The sequence below is a fragment of the Thalassococcus halodurans genome (genome assembly GCF_900108225.1).
GTDB lineage: Bacteria > Pseudomonadota > Alphaproteobacteria > Rhodobacterales > Rhodobacteraceae > Thalassococcus > Thalassococcus halodurans.
The window spans coordinates 176,226-196,562 of the sequence record NZ_FNUZ01000002.1; the positions used below are offsets into that span (position 1 = coordinate 176,226).

Annotated in this window: 15 protein-coding genes and 1 tRNA gene; 11 read left to right on the forward strand and 5 right to left on the reverse strand. The window is 57.3% G+C overall.

Annotation, left to right across the window (positions count from 1 at the left end; genetic code table 11):
* The first annotated feature begins 103 nt into the window (after positions 1-103).
* A complete protein-coding gene (locus tag C4S59_RS05870) occupies positions 104-1,189 on the forward strand; it encodes a PA0069 family radical SAM protein (RefSeq protein WP_103909563.1) in 1,086 nt (361 codons plus the stop codon).
* Between the two features lie 26 nt (positions 1,190-1,215).
* Here the strand turns inward: C4S59_RS05870 and bmt are convergent, their stop codons facing one another.
* On the reverse strand, positions 1,216-2,232 hold the full coding sequence (gene bmt, locus C4S59_RS05875) for a betaine--homocysteine S-methyltransferase (protein WP_103909564.1): 1,017 nt from the start codon (positions 2,230-2,232) through the stop codon (positions 1,216-1,218).
* Positions 2,233-2,458: 226 nt separating this feature from the next.
* Between bmt and purC the strand changes: the two genes are divergently transcribed.
* The 6 genes from purC to C4S59_RS05905 all read left to right on the forward strand — a co-directional run bounded on the left by purC (position 2,459) and on the right by C4S59_RS05905 (position 8,008).
* Positions 2,459-3,220 carry a phosphoribosylaminoimidazolesuccinocarboxamide synthase gene (gene purC, locus C4S59_RS05880; protein ID WP_103909565.1) on the forward strand — a complete coding sequence of 254 codons (762 nt, stop codon included), beginning with the start codon at positions 2,459-2,461 and terminating at the stop codon, positions 3,218-3,220.
* 45 nt (positions 3,221-3,265) lie between these two features.
* Positions 3,266-3,496 (forward strand): phosphoribosylformylglycinamidine synthase subunit PurS, encoded by a 231-nt coding sequence (gene purS, locus C4S59_RS05885; RefSeq protein ID WP_103909566.1) that lies wholly within the window; start codon positions 3,266-3,268, stop codon positions 3,494-3,496.
* A 28-nt stretch (positions 3,497-3,524) separates the two neighbouring features.
* On the forward strand, positions 3,525-4,193 hold the full coding sequence (purQ, locus tag C4S59_RS05890; RefSeq protein ID WP_103909567.1) for a phosphoribosylformylglycinamidine synthase subunit PurQ: 669 nt from the start codon (positions 3,525-3,527) through the stop codon (positions 4,191-4,193).
* Positions 4,194-4,229: 36 nt separating this feature from the next.
* Positions 4,230-5,996 (forward strand): sensor histidine kinase, encoded by a 1,767-nt coding sequence (locus C4S59_RS05895; protein WP_103909568.1) that lies wholly within the window; start codon positions 4,230-4,232, stop codon positions 5,994-5,996.
* Positions 5,997-6,002: 6 nt separating this feature from the next.
* Positions 6,003-7,337: a sigma-54-dependent transcriptional regulator gene (locus C4S59_RS05900; RefSeq protein WP_103909569.1), complete on the forward strand. Its 1,335-nt coding sequence runs from the start codon at positions 6,003-6,005 to the stop codon at positions 7,335-7,337.
* Between the two features lie 191 nt (positions 7,338-7,528).
* Entirely contained in the window at positions 7,529-8,008 is a 480-nt protein-coding gene (locus C4S59_RS05905; protein WP_103910287.1) for a hypothetical protein, read from the forward strand.
* A 134-nt stretch (positions 8,009-8,142) separates the two neighbouring features.
* On the opposite strand, the gene C4S59_RS05910 is transcribed toward C4S59_RS05905, so the two are convergent.
* Together C4S59_RS05910 and C4S59_RS05915 are read right to left on the reverse strand one after the other, a co-directional pair.
* Positions 8,143-8,604: a disulfide bond formation protein B gene (locus tag C4S59_RS05910; RefSeq protein ID WP_103909570.1), complete on the reverse strand. Its 462-nt coding sequence runs from the start codon at positions 8,602-8,604 to the stop codon at positions 8,143-8,145.
* Positions 8,601-9,179 carry a YqaA family protein gene (locus C4S59_RS05915; RefSeq protein WP_103909571.1) on the reverse strand — a complete coding sequence of 193 codons (579 nt, stop codon included), beginning with the start codon at positions 9,177-9,179 and terminating at the stop codon, positions 8,601-8,603. Before C4S59_RS05915 ends, C4S59_RS05910 begins: the two co-directional genes overlap by 4 nt.
* Before the next feature lie 111 nt (positions 9,180-9,290).
* Here C4S59_RS05915 and C4S59_RS05920 point away from each other — a divergent pair.
* From C4S59_RS05920 to C4S59_RS05930, 3 genes are all read left to right on the forward strand, one after another.
* Positions 9,291-9,376, forward strand: a tRNA-Leu gene (locus C4S59_RS05920).
* 310 nt (positions 9,377-9,686) lie between these two features.
* Positions 9,687-12,008: a hypothetical protein gene (locus C4S59_RS19570; protein ID WP_160006766.1), complete on the forward strand. Its 2,322-nt coding sequence runs from the start codon at positions 9,687-9,689 to the stop codon at positions 12,006-12,008.
* A gap of 688 nt (positions 12,009-12,696) precedes the next feature.
* Positions 12,697-17,034, forward strand: coding sequence for an Ig-like domain-containing protein (locus tag C4S59_RS05930; RefSeq protein ID WP_103909572.1), 4,338 nt, complete (start codon positions 12,697-12,699; stop codon positions 17,032-17,034).
* A gap of 87 nt (positions 17,035-17,121) precedes the next feature.
* Here the strand turns inward: C4S59_RS05930 and C4S59_RS05935 are convergent, their stop codons facing one another.
* Entirely contained in the window at positions 17,122-17,727 is a 606-nt protein-coding gene (locus C4S59_RS05935; RefSeq protein WP_103909573.1) for a nucleotidyltransferase family protein, read from the reverse strand.
* A gap of 180 nt (positions 17,728-17,907) precedes the next feature.
* On the opposite strand from C4S59_RS05935, the gene C4S59_RS05940 reads away from it, so the two are divergent.
* Positions 17,908-19,032, forward strand: coding sequence for a histidine kinase dimerization/phosphoacceptor domain -containing protein (locus tag C4S59_RS05940; protein WP_103909574.1), 1,125 nt, complete (start codon positions 17,908-17,910; stop codon positions 19,030-19,032).
* Here C4S59_RS05940 and C4S59_RS05945 read toward each other — a convergent pair.
* A complete protein-coding gene (locus C4S59_RS05945) occupies positions 19,004-20,323 on the reverse strand; it encodes an HlyC/CorC family transporter (protein ID WP_103909575.1) in 1,320 nt (439 codons plus the stop codon). The genes C4S59_RS05940 and C4S59_RS05945 overlap by 29 nt on opposite strands.
* Positions 20,324-20,337: the final 14 nt, after the last annotated feature.

Below are 20,337 nucleotides of genomic sequence, written 5' to 3' on the forward strand. Positions count from 1 at the left end.
TTTGCGACATTTGCGATGCGGACTGCGACCAAGCGTATTCTTGACCACAGTTTCGCGACCGGTTGTGATTGCGAGTGTTCCGCTTTTGTTCTAATTTGTCGCGATGACGCGCCATCAGAACAGCATTGCAAGCGAAGCCCTTAAGGGCAGGGCCGCGACCAGCCGTGACAGCGGCCGGTTTGAGCGGTTTACGCGGGCTGATTTCAGCGATGGCTGGGACATCGCCGAAGACGTTATTGTCGAACGGACAACTGTTTCGGACGAGGTTCCACGCAAGGCGATCAACTACGTGCGGTCGCCTGATTTGCCCTTTGATCGCAGCATCAACGTCTATCGCGGTTGCGAACACGGATGCATCTACTGCTTTGCCCGTCCGACGCACGCGTATTTGGGCCTGTCGCCGGGGCTGGACTTCGAAACGCGTCTGATTGCTCGACCGGGGATCGCGCAGGTGTTGGAGCGCGAGTTGCGGGCGCGCAAATACAGCGTCGCCACGATGGCCATGGGCACGAATACCGATCCCTACCAGCCTGTCGAAAAAGACCGCCAGATTACCCGCGATGTCCTGAAAGTTCTGCAGGCTTTCAATCATCCGGTAGGTATTGTGACCAAGGGAACCCTTATTGAGCGTGACATTGATATCTTGTCGAAGATGGCGGCGGAACGCCTTGTTCGTGTTGGTATTTCTGTCACCACGCTGGATCCGCGCTTGTCCCGAAAGATGGAGCCGCGCGCCCCTGCGCCCGCACGCCGTCTGGAAACCATACGCCGTTTGACACGCGCCGGTATTCCCGTGCGCGTCATGGCGTCGCCCATTGTGCCCGCGCTGACCGACCCCGAGCTTGAGGCCATTCTCGAGGCCGCCAAAGACGCCGGAGCGGACGCCGCCAGCTACATCATGCTGCGCCTTCCGCTTGAGGTGTCGCCGCTGTGGCAGGACTGGCTGGATACCCATTATCCCAATCGCGCCACCCGCGTGATGGGGCTGTTGCGCGACATGCACGGCGGCAAGGATTACGAGGCCGCCTGGGGCAAACGCATGCGCGGCGAAGGCAGTTATGCCGATCTGATCGCCCAGCGGTTCGCCCTTGCGACCAAACGCCTTGGACTGGCTGTCAAAACGCCACCGCTGCGAACAGACCTGTTCCGCCCGCCGGCGAGGGCAGGGGACCAGTTGTCTTTGTTCTGATACGGTGACGTTCATTCCAGTGGGCCTTAGCCGCGACGGCGACGGTTGCGTTCGCGCTTGGGTGCGCCACCGTCATCTTCGGTGCCGTCGTTATCGGATGAAAACGGACCGATCTTGGTCGCGATTTCTTCCAGTGTCGGGCGGTCACCACGGGGCGTGTTTTCCAGCGCCTCGCGCATCGCGCGCAGGTGTTCCGGCATGGTGCCACAGCAGCCGCCAATGATGGTCGCGCCAGCATCACGCGCCATGACGGCGTATTCGCCCATCAGTTCCGGCGTGCCGTCATAGTGGATGTGGCCTTCGACATATTTGGGGATGCCTGCGTTGCCCTTGGCAATGATGGGAAGTTCAGGCGCCTGCGCGGAAAAGCCCATAACAGAGCGCAGCAGGTCGGACGCGCCGGTGCCGCAGTTCGCGCCGAATGCCAGCGGACGGTTTTCGATGCTTTGTGCCAGTTCGACCATGCCAGCCGATGTCAGACCCATCATTGTGCGGCCTGCGGTGTCAAAGCTCATGGTGCCACACCACGGCATATCTGCCAGTTTGAACGCCTCGGCAGCGGCGCGGAATTCTTCGGGCGCAGAAATGGTTTCCAGCCACAACACATCAGCGCCGCCTTCTTTCAGACCTTCGGCCTGTTCGTGGAACATCTCGACCGCGTCAGCGTGGGACAACGTGCCAACGGGCAACATGATATCGCCTGTCGGGCCAACGGAACCGGCAACAACGATCTTGCGGCCCGCTTTATCAGCAAGGTTACGACCCAGTTCAGCGGCGGCTTTGTTCAGCTCGCGCACGCGGTCCTGACCGTTGTGCAGTTTCAAACGCGATGCGTTGCCGCCAAATGAATTCGTCAGAAAGATATCGCTGCCCGCATCAATTGCGAATTGATACAGTTTTTCGATGCGATCGGGGTGATCCACGTTCCAGAACTCGGGGGCGTCGCCCGATGTCAGGCCCATGTTGAACAGGTTGGTGCCCGTAGCACCATCCGCCATCAGCCAGTCTCTTTCGGCCAGCAACTCGGCAAGCGCGTTTGTCATTGTCTTCTCCGGAGGGTTAACTTTGCATGCAGCGCCTCTTTGTCACGATGCCTTCCGTGAAGCAAATTCATAATCTTCAAGATGATGATGAAGGCGTTTTGCAATGAATCCGCCAAGCTTTGTACGATCTGTCCGGTTAGTGCGCTTGCGGCAACGTCAGCGTTGCACTAAGAGGGCGCCAAAGACGGACTCAGCCCGCTCTGTTCTATATGAAAGGCCCGCGCCCATGGCTCGCCGTAAAAAGATCTACGAAGGTAAAGCAAAAATTCTGTACGAAGGTCCGGAACCGGGCACGATTGTGCAGTACTTCAAGGATGACGCGACCGCCTTTAACGCCGAGAAGAAGGACGTGATCGAAGGGAAGGGCGTGTTGAACAACCGCCTGTCCGAATTCTTCATGACCGGCCTGAACAATATCGGCGTGCCGACACACTTCCTCAAGCGTCTGAACATGCGTGAACAGCTGGTCCGTTCGTGCGAGATTATTCCGCTGGAAATCATCGTACGCAACTTTGCCGCCGGTTCGCTGTCCAAGCGTCTGGGAATCGACGAAGGCACACCGCTGCCGCGTCCGATTGTCGAGTACTGCTACAAAGACGACAAACTGGGCGATCCGCTGGTCACCGAAGAACACATCGCGGCCTTCGGCTGGGCAAGCCAGCAGGACATGGAAGACATCCTGAGCCTTGCGTTGCGCGTCAACGACTTCATGTCGGGCGTGATGATGGCTGTTGGTATCCGTCTGGTGGATTTCAAAATCGAAATCGGCCGCGTCTATGACGGCGATTTCCAGCGTCTTGTTGTTGCTGACGAAATCAGCCCCGACAGCTGCCGTCTCTGGGATCTGGAAACAGGCCAGAAGCTGGACAAAGACGTGTTCCGCCGTGATCTGGGCAACCTGACAGACGCTTATGCTGAAGTCGCGCGTCGCCTTGGCGTGATGCCCAAGAACTCGCAGCCGATCACCAAGCCGACGCTGATTAACTAATCTACTACGACCACGGGCCTCGGCCCGACCGACCGGAGAATACAGATGAAAGCACGTGTCCATGTCATGCTGAAAGACGGGGTTCTTGATCCGCAGGGCGAAGCTGTGCGCCACGCCCTTGGTGGCCTTGGTTTCGGCGGCGTGTCCGGCGTGCGTCAGGGCAAAGTGATCGAGCTGGATCTGGCCGACGACGCGACAGAAGACACCGTCAAAGAGATGTGTGAAAAGCTTCTGGCGAACACCGTCATCGAAACTTACCAGATCGAATTCGTCTAAGACGTCTAACGCCGAAGGAGCCGGTGCCATGAAAGCAGCTGTTGTCGTCTTTCCGGGGTCGAACTGCGACCGTGATCTTGCTGTTGCGTTCCGCAATGCAGGGCTGGATGTGGAAATGGTCTGGCACAAGGACACCGCGCTGCCGGCAGGTGTCGATATCGTCGGCATTCCGGGCGGTTTTTCCTTTGGCGACTACCTGCGCTGTGGCGCCATCGCGGCCAATTCGCCCATCTGCAACGAAGTTAAGGCCCACGCAGACCGCGGCGGCTTTGTCTTTGGCGTCTGCAACGGCTTTCAGGTGCTGACCGAAACGGGTCTTCTGCCGGGTGCGCTTCTGCGCAATGCAGGTTTGAAATACATCTGCCGCACGGTTCCGCTGCAGGTCGAAACGACTGACAGCGTTTTCACCCAAGCCTATGAAAAAGGCGAACAAATCAACATCCCGATTGCGCACCACGACGGCAACTATATCGCCGACGATGAAACGCTGGCGATGCTGAAGGGCGAGGATCGTGTGGCGTTCACATACCGCGAGAACCCCAACGGGTCTGTCGCGGATATCGCAGGCATCCTGTCTGCCAACCGCCGCGTTCTTGGGATGATGCCGCATCCCGAGCGGGCCGCGGAATCTGAGCATGGAAACGCCGACGGTCAGCGTGTTTTCGCCCAACTGACCGAAACGCTGGCCAGCGCGTGACTTGAGACGTCGCTCGCCCATGCGTATCTTGTGTGAATGAGCGACGCACACCCTGATCAGAACAGCTCCAAACGCACAGGCCCGCTAAGCTGGCGTGTGCGCATGGCTTTGGCCTTTCTGTTCCTGATCGCTGTGGGCACGGTCTGGGTGACAAACCGCCTGCTGACAGATCGCTTTACCGAGACAACCCAGAACCGCGCGGAACTGCGACTGGCGCTTTATAGCGGCAACCTGCTGTCCGAGCTGCGCCGCAATGCCATTGTGCCCCAGCTTCTGGCCCGTGACCCGTCCTTGATCGGGGCGTTAACCAGCAACGATTATTCGCAAAGCTCTCAGCGGCTGATCTCGTACGTGGATGAAATCGGCGCGGCGTCCTTGATGCTTTTGGATAAAGACGGTCGCACCGTTGCCGCGACCGACAGGAACAAGTTGGGCGAAAATCATCGCAATGCTGCATACTTTGTAGAAGCGATCCGCTCAAACGCGACAGTCTTTACGTCGCTCGAGCGCGAGTTCGGCGGCTTCGGCTTTAGCTATTCCCGCCGGATCGAAGACCAGGGTGCCATCATCGGCGTTATTGTGGTCGAGGTTGATCTGGCCAAGTTCGAACGCGCATGGGCGGGTATCTCGGATGCGGTGATGGTTACCAGTTCCGAAGGCCGGATCATTCTAGCGACCGAGCCGCGCTGGCGGGGCAAAAGTGTGGAAGAAGCGCTGCAACAGAACCCTGCGGGCAGCGCCATCGAACGGGCCATTCAAGCCACCACCGATTGGACGACCCTGTCTGCCGATGCCTATGTGATGGGCGAGGCGGTGATGCGCGTCGATGGCCGCATCCCGTTCCGTGGCTGGTCGATGATCAACTTCACCACCTATGCCAGTGTGCGCGAACGTGTGAATGCGGTTCTAGCGTTGGAAATCATGGCCTTCGCGCTGTTGGCGGCTTTGGCGTTTTACGCGCTGTCGCGCAAAACGGCATTGCGTATGGCTCTGTTCCAGCGTGAATCTGCGGAACTGCGCGCCCTGAACGCGCGTTTGCGTCGCGAGATTGCGGAACGTGAGCGTGTGCAGGAAACATTGGCTGTGGCGGAACAGACCCTTGAGCAGAGTTCGAAACTGGCGGCCTTGGGTGAAATGTCGGCAGCGGTCAGTCACGAATTGAACCAGCCACTGGCCGCGATGAAAACCTATCTTGCGGGTGCGCGCCTACTGTTGCGCCGAAACCGTCCTGACGAGGCGCTGACGGCCTTCCACCGCATTGATGATCTGATCGAACGTATGGGCGCGATCACCAAGCAGCTGAAGTCTTATGCCCGCAAAGGTCAGACCAGCCTGTCGCCCGTGGACATGAGCGAAGCTGTGGCATCGGCGCTAAGTATGATGGAGCCGCAGTTGAAAGCGCGTCATGTACGCATCAGCCGCAATATGCCGGACCACCCTGTGCGTGTGATGGGCGACCGGATGCGCATTGAACAGGTTCTGATCAACATGCTGCGCAACGCGCTGGACGCGACCAAAACTGTGCGTTCGCCCGAGATCGAGATTTTGCTGGCCGAAGGCGACACGGTGACGCTTAGCGTGCGCGACAACGGGCACGGCATCGACGACCTCGATGCGCTGTTCGAACCCTTTTACACCACCAAGCAACCGGGCGAGGGAACGGGGCTTGGACTGGCAATTTCCTCAGGCATTGTCACCGATCTTGGTGGCCGCTTGATGGCCCGAAATGCAGAAGGTGGGGGCGCTGTTTTCGAAATGCAGCTGCCTGCGCTCAAAGAAGAAGAAACCACAGCGGCGGAGTAGTGCGCGATGGTAAAAGCAATGAAAATCGCAATCGTCGATGACGAAAAGGATATGCGGCAGTCGATCAGCCAGTGGCTGGCCCTGTCCGGATATGACACCGAAACCTTTGCCAGCGCCGAAGAGGCTTTGGGCACGCTTGGTCCCGATTATCCGGGCATCGTGATTTCCGACATCCGCATGCCGGGGATGGACGGTATCCAGTTCCTGAAAAAACTGATGGGCGCGGATTCCAGCCTGCCGGTCATCATGATCACCGGTCACGGTGACGTTCCCATGGCGGTCGAGGCGATGCGGGTCGGTGCCTATGACTTCCTTGAAAAGCCTTTCAATCCCGACCGGATGTCTGAGCTTGCGCAGAAGGCGACCAATGCGCGGCGTCTGACGCTGGATAACCGGCAACTGCGCCGCGAACTGTCGGACGGCACGCAGATCATGCAAAAGCTGATCGGCCAGTCGCCCAAGATGGAACGCTTGCGCGAAGACATTCTGGATCTTGGCCATGCGGACGGTCACGTTCTGATCGACGGTGAAACGGGCACAGGCAAAACGCTGATCGCTCATGCTCTGCACGCGGTTGGCAGCCGCGCGGGCAAGAACTTTGTCCTGCTGCCTTGCGCCGCGATGGACGAGGCCGCGTTGATGAAGCGGCTGTTCGGCCCGATGGAACCCGAAGACACCCGTTTGCCCGCGATTGAAGAGGCGCGCGGGGGCACGCTGGTTCTGGAAGATATCGAAAGCCTGTCCGATGCGGCGCAGGCCCGTCTGCTGTCGGTGATCAACGATCAGGGTACGCCGCCCGAAACGCGGATCGTGGCGATCTGTAACCTTCAGGACGAAGGTCAGACCTGTGAATCCGCGCTGCGGCCTGATCTGTTTTATCGGCTGGCCGCGTTGCGCATCACCGTACCGCCGCTGCGTCAGCGGGGCGAGGATATCCTGACCCTGTTTGCACGCCTGTCCGAGCAGTACGCCGAAGACTACGGCTGCGAACCGCCGCAGGTCAGCGCGCAAGAGGCCGCGCAACTGCTGCAGGCCCCATGGCCCGGCAACGTGCGTCAGTTGATCCATCTGGCCGAACGCGCGGTCCTGCAATCGCGCCGCGGATCTGGCACGATTTCTTCGCTGTTGATGAACGACCACGAAGACATGAAGCCGGTCATGACGACCGAGGGTAAACCGCTGAAAGAATACGTGGAAGCCTTCGAGCGCATGCTCATCGACAACACGATGCGCCGCCACAAAGGCTCGATCTCTGCGGTGATGGACGAACTCTGCCTGCCGCGCCGGACGTTGAACGAGAAGATGGCGAAGTATTCTCTTCAGCGCGCGGACTACCTGTAAAAGAGAGGCGAGTTGCCCCTCTGCGCTTTCCAGTAAATGGTGGGTGTGAAACCCTTGAAGGGCTCGAAGTACCATGGCTGCTTCGAGCCCTAAATGTTGAATGTTGCGCGATCCTCGGATGGCCGCTTCATTCCTAAACAACGTAACTTCGTTTCTTGCAGAAAGTTGATGGGATGGTGCAAGGTTCGGCAATGAAACGTCAAAAGAAACCACTTTATCGATCCGTAAATACTAAAACCCGCGGCGTTCGACATGGCTCGGGAGCGAAGTCGAAATGGGAGAGAAATACGAAGGTTTCTGAGAACAACAAATCGATGAAGCAATCGATGCATTCAGGGCAAAGGCATGGCTTTGACTATACTCCGCTCTTCAAGTTTTTGCTTTCCAGAGTTGGCGATGATTGGGCCGAAGTTCATAGCGAGGCTGTAGCAAGACTGGATCGTGAAGAGCCAATAACCTGGATGGTCGCCGCTAGCTATTCGGAAGGCAGTCCTTTCTTCCGAGCAGGCGAGAGCTCCTATTTTAGCGGGCTCTATGTGGATGAAGACAACGTTTTGGCTGTCGTTGATCCGGGGCTTACAGCAGATACAATGGAGCCTTTTTGTGCGTGCTGCACCCACACGTTAAACGGAATACGCCTTACAACACCTTACTCAGATAAGACCAACTGAGATATTTTCGGAAATAAGTTCCGGAAGATTTCTTCGGGAGTTGCTGTTCCACATTTCGTCGCGTCGACAACGCGGTAGGGCAGCCCTTTGCACTAACTATCGCTACGACTTGGAAACCGACCGCCCTTAATTTTTTATGCCGATTTCCGGTAGGCCATAATCCAGATCGCCATCAGGCCAAAGGAAATGACCGCGTTCCAGCTGGCCATGGATAGACCCATGAACTGCCACGCGATTTCATCGCAACGGATCAGCGGCGCGCCCATGATCTGGTTCAACAGATCATCTGTGGACAGGCCCTCGATAGAGCCGGATGTGCAGGTAGTCGGACCTTCCCACCAGCCTTTTTCAACGCCTGTGTGATAGATGCCGACCGCGCCCGTCGCAAAGGCGGCAACGGCGCCCAAAGCGATCAGGATACGTGCGCCGATAAAGGCGAATAGGGCGCCAATCGCGATAGCTGCAATATGCGGATAACGCTGCCAGTAGCACAGTTTGCAGGGCGGCAGTTCGCCAATGTACTGAAAGCCCAAAGCGCCCATCATCAGCGCGGCAGATCCTGCGGCAGCCAGTAGAACCAGTTGTTTTTGTGTCATAGAACTCTCAACACCATAAAGCCGCCGATCAGGACGATCAGGAAAGCGGCAAAGACCAGACCCAGTCGTTTTTCCACGAACTCGCGGATGGGCGGGCCATATGCCTTAAGCAAGGCCGCGACGATGAAAAACCGTAGGCTTCTTGCGACGATGGACGACAACAGGAAGGGGATCAACGGGAAGGAGGCCCAGCCTGACATGATCGTGATAACCTTGAACGGGAAGGGGGTCATGCCCGCGATCAGTACCGCCCAAACGCCCCATTCGCTGAACGTGGTATTGAAGGCGTCCATCTTTTCGGCTTTGCCCATAGCCTCAAGCACCGGCTGGCCGACCTGTTCGAAAAAGAAGTGGCCGATGCCGTAGCCCAAAAGCGCACCAGCAACCGAAGCGGCAGTACAAACGCCCGCAATCAGCCAAGCCCGATGCGGCGCGGCCAGAATCATCGGGATCATCATCACATCCGGCGGGATCGGAAAGACCGAGCTTTCGGCGAATGACACGATTGCCAGGATCCACAACGCCGAGGGATGTTCGGCAGCGGCCAGCATTCTATTATAAAGGCGTCTCAGCATCGGTTTCCTCGCAACCTACAGGGCGGGTTGATCACGACGGGACATTAGCGTCAAGAACCTGCATCTTTACCTCTGGACGATGTTGTTTCGGAGTTGTAGAGAGTTCGCCGTGCCCAAGTGGCGGAATGGTAGACGCAGGGGATTCAAAATCCCCCGACTTAACGGTCTTGTCGGTTCGAGTCCGACCTTGGGTACCACTTTCCGCAAAAATCAGAACGCTTATTGATTGCAGCCTTCCGCATGGTGGCCGCTTAAACAGGTTCATTTTTCACGAATTTTCAACAATCGCTCGCCTATCACTGAAATTGGCTTCGATCTTGCAGGGAATTGCTTCTGCAGGGACCGGTCATTTTCGGCCTGCCGCTGCGCAGATCGGGTTAGGGCGATCGCTTGTTATGGGTGGATTTCTGGGGCTGTCACGGTGCGCCCCATAGGCCGCCACCGCGGGTGCATCGCTTCCAACTGAAAACGGGCGCAGGGCGCGTCCTTGTGACAGGGGGGAATTTTATGGGCACGGCATCCGGTGTATTTGCAACCACCACAGGTGAACCCGGCTTGGGATATGGTCTAAACGGTATTTCCGATTGGACGACCCAACAGCCATTTCTGGACGTCATGAAAACCGCGCGGCCATGGACAGGCCACGAAGACGGCCAGTGGGGCGCCATGAGCTATGAGGATATGCAGGCGCTCGGGCTGTTGGATGTGAACGGATACCTGACGGCCATGCCCGACGGCATTACCCGCGTTGAAACCTTTGTGCTGACCGAAATCACCGAAGAGGCAACATATACAGCCGGCCGCTATCGCCTGACTTATGATGGCGAGGGCGAAGTGCAGGTGTTTGGCGGGACCAACGTCGTCGCACAGGACGGTGAAATCTGGTTCGATTACACGCCATCGTCCGAAGGGTTGGTCGCCATTTCCATCAGTTCGACCGATCCGAACGGAACAGGCGATTATCTGCGCGATTTTTCCTTGGTGAAGGAAGAACATATCGACGCGTATGACGCCGGCCAAATGTTCAATCCCTTGTTCATCGCGAACATCGAAAATGCCCATGCGCTCCGGTTCATGGACTGGATGGACACCAATAATTCGGACCTGACTGAATGGGCAGACAGACCGGACGTGGGTGATTTCACCTATGCCAACGGTGTTCCCGTCGAGGTGATGGTGGCCTTGGCCAATGAAACGGGCACCGAGCCGTGGTTCAACATTCCGCACAATGCCGATGACGATTACATCCGTGAATTCGCAAGCTATGTGGCAGAAAACCTCGATCCGGATTTGCGCGCGCATTACGAATTCTCGAACGAGGTCTGGAACTTCATGTTCGATCAGGCGCGGGACTCGGCGCTTGATGCGCAAGAGCGCTTTGGCACCGATCTGGGCGATGGCTGGATGCAGGAATATGGGGCCCGTTCAGCAGAGATGGCAAGCATTCTGGATGAGGTCTATGCAGGGCGCGATGGGGACTATGTCAAAGTCATCGCAACGCACACTGCATGGCCCGGGCTGGAACAATCTGCTCTAGAGGCACCGGCCTATCAGGCACTGTCGGTGGATAACGTCGCGCCTTACACGTTGTTCGATACCTATGCCGTGACCGGATATTTTGGCGGGACCTTGGGGGGATCCAAAGCAGAAGATGTTCTGGACTGGATCGCGGAAAGCCGCGCTTTGGCCGAGCAAGACGCAGATGCCTTGGGCCTGACAGGGCAGGCGCGGGCAGACTACATCGCATCCCATCAGTTCGACCATGCCACTGATCTGGCCCTTCAGGAATTGCGGGATGGCTCGGTGACGGGTGATCCTGAGGGCAGCCTACAAGAACTGGATGCTTTGTTCGCCTACCATAGTCAGGTCGCAGACAGTTACGGTCTGGATATGGTGATATACGAAGGTGGCACGCACATCGTGGGCCTTGGGGAATACACCTCCAATCAGGACCTGACCGCCTTCTTCGTCCATCTCAACTACTCCGAAGAAATGGGTCTTCTTTACGAAGAGCTGCTGGATTCTTGGGTGGAAAACGGTGGGACGCTGTTCAACGCGTTCGTAGACGTGGCGCGACCCTCGCAATTCGGAAGCTGGGGCACATTGCGCCACCTAGAGGACAGCACGCCAAGAGATGACGTTCTGGACACTTTCCAAGACACATATCCCCGTCTGGATCTGGTGGGTGAGCAGCCCGATGATCCGGTGGTTGATGACTTGGATCCTGTTGATCCTGTCCAGGACCCTTTGCCAGAACCAGAACCGGACCCCGAGCCTACGCCGGATCCTGAACCAACGCCCGACCCTGATCCGGTAACCGATCCTGAGCCCGAAACTCCGCCGGAGGAACCTGAAGAAGAGGTGCCGAATGTGCGCGGCATATTTCATGGCAGTGGCGTTGGGCTGTGGCGTGACAGGCTGCTTGGCCTGTTGTCCTCGGATGAAGGCAATCAGACATCGAACCGGACGACTAGTGATCAGGCCGAGAGCAGCGCGGATGAAGAAACGCCGACCGTAGAAGCGACGTCCTCTGGCAGCGGCGGCTTTCTAAGTCTTAGGTTCTTGAGTGGCGGGGCGTCGCGCCCCCGCGTGCGCGAGGTTGAACAAGAGCCGGAAGCGGCGCAAGAAACCAAAACTACGTCGCCGCAGAATGCCGAACAAGAGCAAGCCACAGCCTTTCCCAGAAGCGGGATTTTCAGCCACTTGATGTTCAAAGGCACTGGCGCGGCAAGTTTTGATACAACTGCCGACGAGGACGAGCAGGACGCTGATGACCAGCAGTCTGCAAGAAGTTCCAAGCTGGAATTCGAGGTCTTCAGCTTTTTCTAGGGCGGCAAAGCAACGTGTTTTCGGGGCGGTATCTTTGGTTAGTTGCCGCCCCAAAAGACGACTTTTTTGCGTCATATTTCGTCGAATCTAGGTTTTGATTCGGGTTCATACCTAAGATGTTGTGACCAATTTTTCGAAAATCTGCAGATTACTCATCATTTGTGAACAAACTCTGAACGCTGTTTTTAGCGCTCTCTCGAAAATGTGACGCGCAGCGCCACATTTATACTGTTTCCTAATGCTGAACAAAAAGCCGCTCAATTCTATCTGCGCGGGAAAAAACCACTCGAAACCGCATAATTTACAAACAATCGTTGAATGAATTTCGATACCTCGGACGACAATGCGCGTCTAAGTTATCTTTAGATACTAATCTTTGACACCTTTGAGACAAATTTCCCCTTTGTGTCACGCGCGCTGACACTTAAGAAGAAGTCACGCCCAACTGGGGGGCGAAGACTGCTGGCCACGGGGGCGGCCTTTTATTTCGGATGTCATCCTTTGGATGCGAAGTGTCTGTGGAACGGAATGCCGTTTTCCGCCGCCGGATTTGTGTGCCCTGAACTAGGCGCCAGCCGAACCACTCCGCGAAAAGTTTGACGAGTAAAGGTCGCGATCTTGGGGACAGGGTCCGGTGTTGGAAGTGGTCTGGGCGTGCCTGGATTGATGAGTTGAAGGATCGGTAACGATGGCTGATTTGTTTTTGGACTGGGGTGATCTGTCCACCCAAAACCAGGCACTGACTGACACAGGCGGCGTATCCGCGACGGTTGAAACAGGCGGCGTTGCTGTCGACATCTCCTTCGCAGAAACCGAAGAGGGCGCGAGCGCCAAGTACGTCGATTTCCTCGGCTACGTGGAAGAAGGCGAACCCTTTGATCCCAACTCGAACCTGAAACTGTTCGGTGACGGACAGGCGAGCGTCGACAACGGCACCAACACCTCGGTCACCACACTTGATTTCCGCGCGACAGACGATGCTTACGCAGACAGCGTACAGAACGTTTCCTTCCGTCTGAGCGATGTCGATTTCGCGTCCACAGGCGAAGATTTGAACGGTCTGGAAGGCGAAGGCTTTCAGGACATCGTCACCATTCTGGCCTATGACGCGGATGGCAACGCTGTTCCTGTGACCATCACGTCCAGCGGCGCAGGCACAGTGTCCGGCGACACAGCCACAGGCACGACAACAACCAATCTTGAAGATGCCGACGGCTCTTTCCTTGTGAACATCGCGGGCCCCGTTTCGCGCATCGAAATCCTCTACGACAACGGTGGCCTGTCCGGTCAGGCGATTATGGTCTCTGACGTCCATTTCTCGACTGTCGATCCGGTTGTGGACCTGCCGCCCGTTGCAAACGATGACCTTGGCTTTGGCGACGAAGACACCGCGATTGTTGTGAATGTTCTTGGCAACGACAGCGATCCCGAAGGTCAGCCGCTGACCGTTACATCTGTCACAGACCCGGCGAACGGCACCGTATCGTTCACACCGGAAGGTGAGCTGACATACACGCCGAACCCCGATTTCAACGGCACAGACACAGTCACTTACACAGTCACAGACCCGACCGGTCTGACTGATACAGCAACTGTGACCTTCACTGTTGATCCCATCAACGATGCGCCCGTCGCGGTTGATGACGAACTGATCACAGACGAAGACACTCCGCTGACGATCAATGTTCTGGGCAACGACAGCGATCCGGAAGGTCAGGCGATCACAGTTGTGGATGCGACCGACCCGGCAAACGGCACAATCAGCCTGTCCGCTGACGGTACCCTGACCTACACGCCGAACCCTGATTTCAATGGTACGGACGAGATGACGTACACCATCGCGGATGCAGATGGTGTGACCTCGACTGCGACCGTCTTCATCACCGTAAACCCGACGCCCGATGCGCCGGTGGCGGCAGACGATGAGGTGACCGGCGATGAAGATACGCCGATCGTGGTCAATGTTCTGGAGAACGACGTTGATCCGGATGGCGATCCGCTGACCGTGACAGATGTGACCGAGCCCACAAACGGCACCGTCACCTTCACACCGGAAGGCGAGATCACCTACACGCCCGATCCGGACTTCACCGGTACGGACACTGTGACCTACACAGTGACCGATCCCGATGGTCTGACCGACACAGCGACCGTGACCTTCACCGTCGACCCGACACCGGATGCACCGGTTGCGGCGGACGACGAGCTGGTAACAGACGAAGACACCCCGCTGACGATCAACATCCTAGACAACGACAGCGATCCGGACGGCCAGCCGCTGGAAGTCATCGACGTGACACAGCCTGCGAACGGCACCGTCACCGTGACACCGGAAGGCGAGCTGACCTACACGCCGAACCCGGACTTCAACGGCACCGAGGAAGTGACCTACACCGTCACAGACCCGGACGGCCTGACAGACACTGCGACCGTCTTCATCACCGTAAACCCGACGCCCGACGCGCCGGTGGCGGCAGACGATGAGGTGACCGGCGATGAAGATACGCCGATCGTGGTCAATGTTCTGGACAACGACGTTGATCCGGACGGCGATCCGCTGACCGTGACAGATGTGACCGAGCCCACCAACGGCACCGTCACTTTCACACCGGAAGGCGAGATCACCTACACGCCCGATCCGGACTTCACCGGTACGGACACTGTGACCTACACAGTGACCGATCCCGATGGTCTGACCGACACAGCGACCGTGACCTTCACCGTCGACCCGACACCGGATGCTCCGGTTGCGGCAGACGACGAGCTGGTAACAGACGAAGACACCCCGCTGACGATCAACGTTCTGGGCAATGACTCTGATCTGGACGGCCAGCCGCTGGAAGTCACCGACGTGACACAGCCTGCAAACGGCACCGTCACCGTGACTCCGGAAGGCGAACTGACCTACACGCCGAACCCCGACTTCAACGGCACCGAGGAAGTGACCTACACCGTCACAGACCCCGATGGCCTGACAGACACAGCCACCGTCTTCATCACCGTAAACCCGACGCCGGATGCGCCGGTGGCGGAAGATGACAGCGACACGACCGATTTCAACACTCCGATCACAATCGAAGTGCTGGGCAACGATAGCGATCCGGATGGTGACACGCTGACCGTGACAGGTATCACGCAGCCGACCAACGGTACTGCGACCTTCACACCGGAAGGTGAGATCACCTACACACCGGATATCGGTTTCACAGGTACAGACACGCTGACCTATGACATCACCGACGGCAACGGCGGGACTGACACAGCGACTGTGACCATCTTTGTTGATCCTGCGGATGCTGGTCGTATCGACGTTGACGTGTTCCCAGTCGACCCCGCCGATCAGGCGCTGGATCCGCTGGACGGCTTTGACCAGGATCCGGATGCAACGGACGATCTGGACAGCGTTGTCGGCACAGACGGCAATGATGCGATCTCGACCGGTGATGATGCGGATACCATCATTGCAGGCGACGGCGCTGACACGCTGGAAGGCGGCATCGATGACGACCTGATCGATGGTGGCGCAGGCGATGACCTGATCAACGATGTTCAGGGTTCGGACACCATTCTGGGCGGCGACGGCAACGACACCATCACAGCTGGTATCGATACGTTCTCGGATTACGAAAACGACGATCCGACGTTCCCGCTGACCTTTGGCGGCACCACATTCACAAGCGATCCGAACACAGATGACGGTCGTGACTCGGTTGATGGTGGCGCGGGCGATGATGTGATCTCGACCGGCGACGATGCGGATACGATCGTTGGTGGTCTGGGCAATGACACCGTTGATGGCGGCATTGACGATGACATTATCCAGGGTGGAGCAGGCGCAGACAGCCTGATCGGTGGTCACGGCTCTGACACGATCTTTGGTGAAGCCGGTGATGACATTATCGACGGTTCCAACGTTCCTTCGCTGGAGCTGACCGACGACGTCGATCCGCAGACACAGAACGACCGTGACCTGCTGGATGGCGGCGACGGCAACGACTCGATCACTGGTGGCGATGACGATGACACGCTGCTGGGCGGCGCTGGCAATGACACACTGGACGGTGGCATCGATGACGATGACCTGTTCGGTGGCGACGATGCCGACACACTGATCGGTGGCGAAGGCAACGATACGCTGGATGGCGGTGCCGGTGCGGACAGCATCGAAGGCGGCGCGGATCGTGACGTGTTCCTGGTCAATTCGGCGGAAGAGGGCGCAGGCGACACCATTCAGGGTGGCTTCGAAGGCGATGACTTCGACGTTCTGAACCTGTCCGGCGCGGGCGACCGTGGCGTTGACTGGCGCATCGTCAACCAGACACCGGATGATGATGGCCCGGGCAACCCGTCGAACGGTATCGATGGTACGGTTGAGTTCCTTGATGCGACGACAGGTGCGGTCACAGGTTCGCTGGACTTCTTCAACATCGAACAGATCGTTCCGTGCTTTACGCCGGGTACGCTGATCGCGACACCGCAGGGCGAACGTCTTGTCGAAGAACTTCGTGAAGGCGACCGGATCATCACACGTGACAACGGCATTCAGGAAATTCGCTGGGCGGGTCGCAAAGATCTGACAGGCCACGATCTTGCGCGCAAACCGCACATGCGTCCGATCCTGATCCAGGCGGGTAGCCTTGGCAACAATCTGCCCGAGCACGATCTGTTGGTCAGCCCGAACCACCGTATTCTGGTGAACAACGACAAGACCGCTCTGTATTTTGAGGAAACCGAAGTTCTGGCAGCGGCCAAGCACCTTGTCGGTCTGCCGGGCGTCACTGAAGTGGGCACATTGGGCGTCAGCTACATCCACTTCATGTTCGACCGCCACGAGGTTGTTCTGTCCAATGGCGCATGGAGCGAAAGCTTCCAGCCGGGTGACTACAGCCTCAAGGGCATCGGCAATGCGCAGCGCAATGAAATCCTCGAACTGTTCCCCGAACTGGAACATGCAGATGGTTTGGAAAACTACGCAGCGGCGCGTCGTTCGCTGAAGAAACACGAAGCGCGTCTTCTTGTGAAATAAGGTTATGCAGCAAGTTTGCTTGCTTCCTGGCGGGCAAACGGAAAGGAGCAGCGATCAGCTGCTCCTTTTTTTATTTGTAGGGTGCGGTTAGTTGCTGTGATTTTTGGACAGCCAGTCATCCCACGCTTCGGGGGTGTCCAGATCGGTCAGGGCGTGATTGTCAGGTAGCGCCACCAGCTGAACGTTGGCAGCGGATTTCACGACCGACCGCGCGCCTTCGTCGCCTGACAGGTTCATCAGTGCAGCAAAGCAATCGGGCGGGAAAATGACAGGATGGCCGGGAGTGCCATCCGCTGTTGTCGCGCGCATGATGTGTTGGCCGCCTAACGCCGCAAACCGGTCAATCAGCGCGGTCATGTCGTGGCTATCAATTTCGGGCATATCGGCAGGCATGATCAGAATGCCGCTGGATTGGTCTTTCAGTGCGCCAACGCCGTGAACGATAGACCGCGACATGCCTTTGTCCGCGTCGTGGATTTGGACGGTTTCGATGTCCAATCCGTGTAGGGCCGCAGCACGGTCGGCATTATCCGCCGGAAGAGACACGCAGACCGCGCATCCGGTGGACAAGGCGCGCTCAGCAGTCCGCCTTAATAGCGGAACGCCAGCGATTTCACGCAGCAATTTGTCCTGCCCGCGCATTCGTCGTCCAAAGCCGGCGGCGGGGATCAGGATCGAAACACGTTTTGCCATACGGAATCTAAAACCTTTCAGGCGGGGGTATTTTGTCTTTCAGATAAATATCAGGAATTTCATCTTCTTGCGTTGTCTACATTCGTCGAATTTGGCAACTTCTCATTCTCGATTATGTATATCACGATAGTCGTGTCACGCCGGAGCCTACCGGCCGTCTTTTAGTAAGTTGAGGGTACTATGCGGGCTCCAACCCCTGCCAACCAGTCTGAACGCCTTGCTGCCCTGGCAGGCTACCGTATTCTCGAGACAGAGCGGGAAAAGGATTTCGATGATCTGGTCGAAATTGCCCAGCTGATCTGTGATGTCCCGATTGCTCTGGTCAGTTTGGTCAGCCACGACCAGCAATGGTTCAAGGCGGAAATCGGTTTGTGCGCGTCTTCTACCTCTTTGGATGAAGCCATTTGTGGCTACACCATTCTGGGTACCGATGTTCTGGAAATTCCGGATACGCGACTTGATCCAAGAACGGCGGATAACCCCCTGTGTTCCCGTGAAAAAGAACCGTTACTGTTCTATGCTGGGGCGCCCTTAATTACGCCCGACGGCCACGCATTGGGTGCGTTTTGTGTACTGGATTATAGGCCGCGGAAATTGGACGACGTTCAAAAGGCGACACTGACAAAACTGGCGTCGCAGGCTATGGCGCAGATGGAATTGCGTCGCGCGATGCATGACCAGAATGTCTTGCGCAGTGAAATGGATCATCGCGTTAAGAACTCACTGCAAACTGTTGAAAGCTTTATTCGAATCTATCAGTCTCGAGCGTCTTCTGATGAGGCGAAGGATGCACTGGCAGCCATCGGACGGCGTGTATCCTCGATCTCGCAATTGCATGCGGAGCTGTATAAATCGGACACCGGCGACATTGTTCGGTTGGACGATTATCTGAACCGCGTGGCTGCACATGCCTCTGACGCTGTGCGTAGAGGGATCACGGTGCAGACCGAGTTGCAGGCTGTGAAAGCGGACTCTCGCAAAGCGGCATGCTACGCGATGATCGTGTCCGAGTTTGTGGCCAACGCGAATAAGTATGCGTTCCCCGACGGGCGCGATGGCGTCGTCACCGTGTCTTTGACCGAAACCGACGATGGGGTCATCACGCTGACGTGCCGCGACAACGGTGTGGGCAACGCTGGGCGTACGGAGAGCGCAACGTCAGAAAAATCGAAATCACTGCCGTCGATTGGTTTGCGCCTGATGGAAAGCGCCGCCAGCCAGACGGGCAGCTCATTCGAGGTTCATGCCGACGAAAACGGTTACCGGATCGACGTGGTTAGCCTTTCTGGGCAGCCTCAGGGCTAACGTCCAGCGGGCGCACTTTCAGGTGCGTAATGCGGTTGTTTTCGCGTCCTGCGACCTCGAACCGGAAGCCGTGGAACAGGAACACCTGACCCACGGTCGGAATCATCTGGGCTTCGTGGATAACGACACCGGCCACAGTGTTTGCCTCGTCATCAGGCAGGTTCAAATCCGTCGCGCGGTTAAAGTCGCGCACTGTCATCTGGCCTTCGATCCAGTAGTTGCCGTCATCGGCGACCTGAATGGTGTGGTCGGCATCAGGGTCGAATTCGTCAGTAATTTCGCCAACGATTTCTTCCAGAATATCTTCGAGCGTGATCAGCCCCTGCAGCGCGCCGTATTCATCCACAACCAGCGCAAAGTGCGTGCGGCGGCGCAGGAACTGGCGCATCTGGTCATCCAGCGATGTGGTGTCGGGGATGAAGTACGGCTTCATCGCTACGTCAGTGATCTTAAAGCTTTTCAAGGCTTTCAGGGACGCATCCGCGCCTTCCATCAGATTGTACATCGCACGAAGAAGGTCTTTGGCGTGAATGACACCGATGATGTTTTCCGGATCGTCGCGATAGATCGGCAGGCGCGTATAGCGGCTGGCCAGACACTGTTGAAGGATGTCTGTGGGTTCACTGTCGACGTTGATCATCTCAATCGATGAACGGTGAAGCATGATTTCCTCGACCGTCCGATCGGACAAATCAAGCGCGCCAAGAATACGGTCGCGGTCTTCTTTTTCGACGATGCCTTCGGAATGGCCTAGGTTCAGAGCGCCGGCGATTTCTTCACGCACGGCCAGAATGTGACTGTCAGGGTCGGTTTTCACGCCGAACAGGCTAAGAACGAAGCGGACAAAAACACGCACGGCGCTGACGACGGGCGAAAAGACAAGGATTACGATCTGAATGATCGGCGACACGCGCGCGGCGGCGACTTCGGGGTTGGTGATGGCGTAGGTCTTGGGCAGGACCTCGGCAAAGATCAGAACTAGGAAGGTCATGATCAGGGTCGCAAGGGCCACGCCGCTTTCGCCGAACAGGCGCGTGAAAAGGGCGGTCGCCAAAGACGTGGCCAGAATGTTCACAAGGTTGTTGCCCAAAAGGACCGAGCCGATCAGACGTTCGTTGTCTTCTGTGATGTTCAGCGCGCGTTCGGCACCTTTCGATCCTTTGTCGACAGCAGCACGCAGTTTCCCGCGCGACGCAGCGGTCAGCGCGGTTTCCGAACCTGAAAAGAAGCCCGACAAAACAAGCAGGGCAAAGATGGATGCAGCCGAAATCCAGAAGGCGGTGTCGATCATTGGGTCAACCCGAA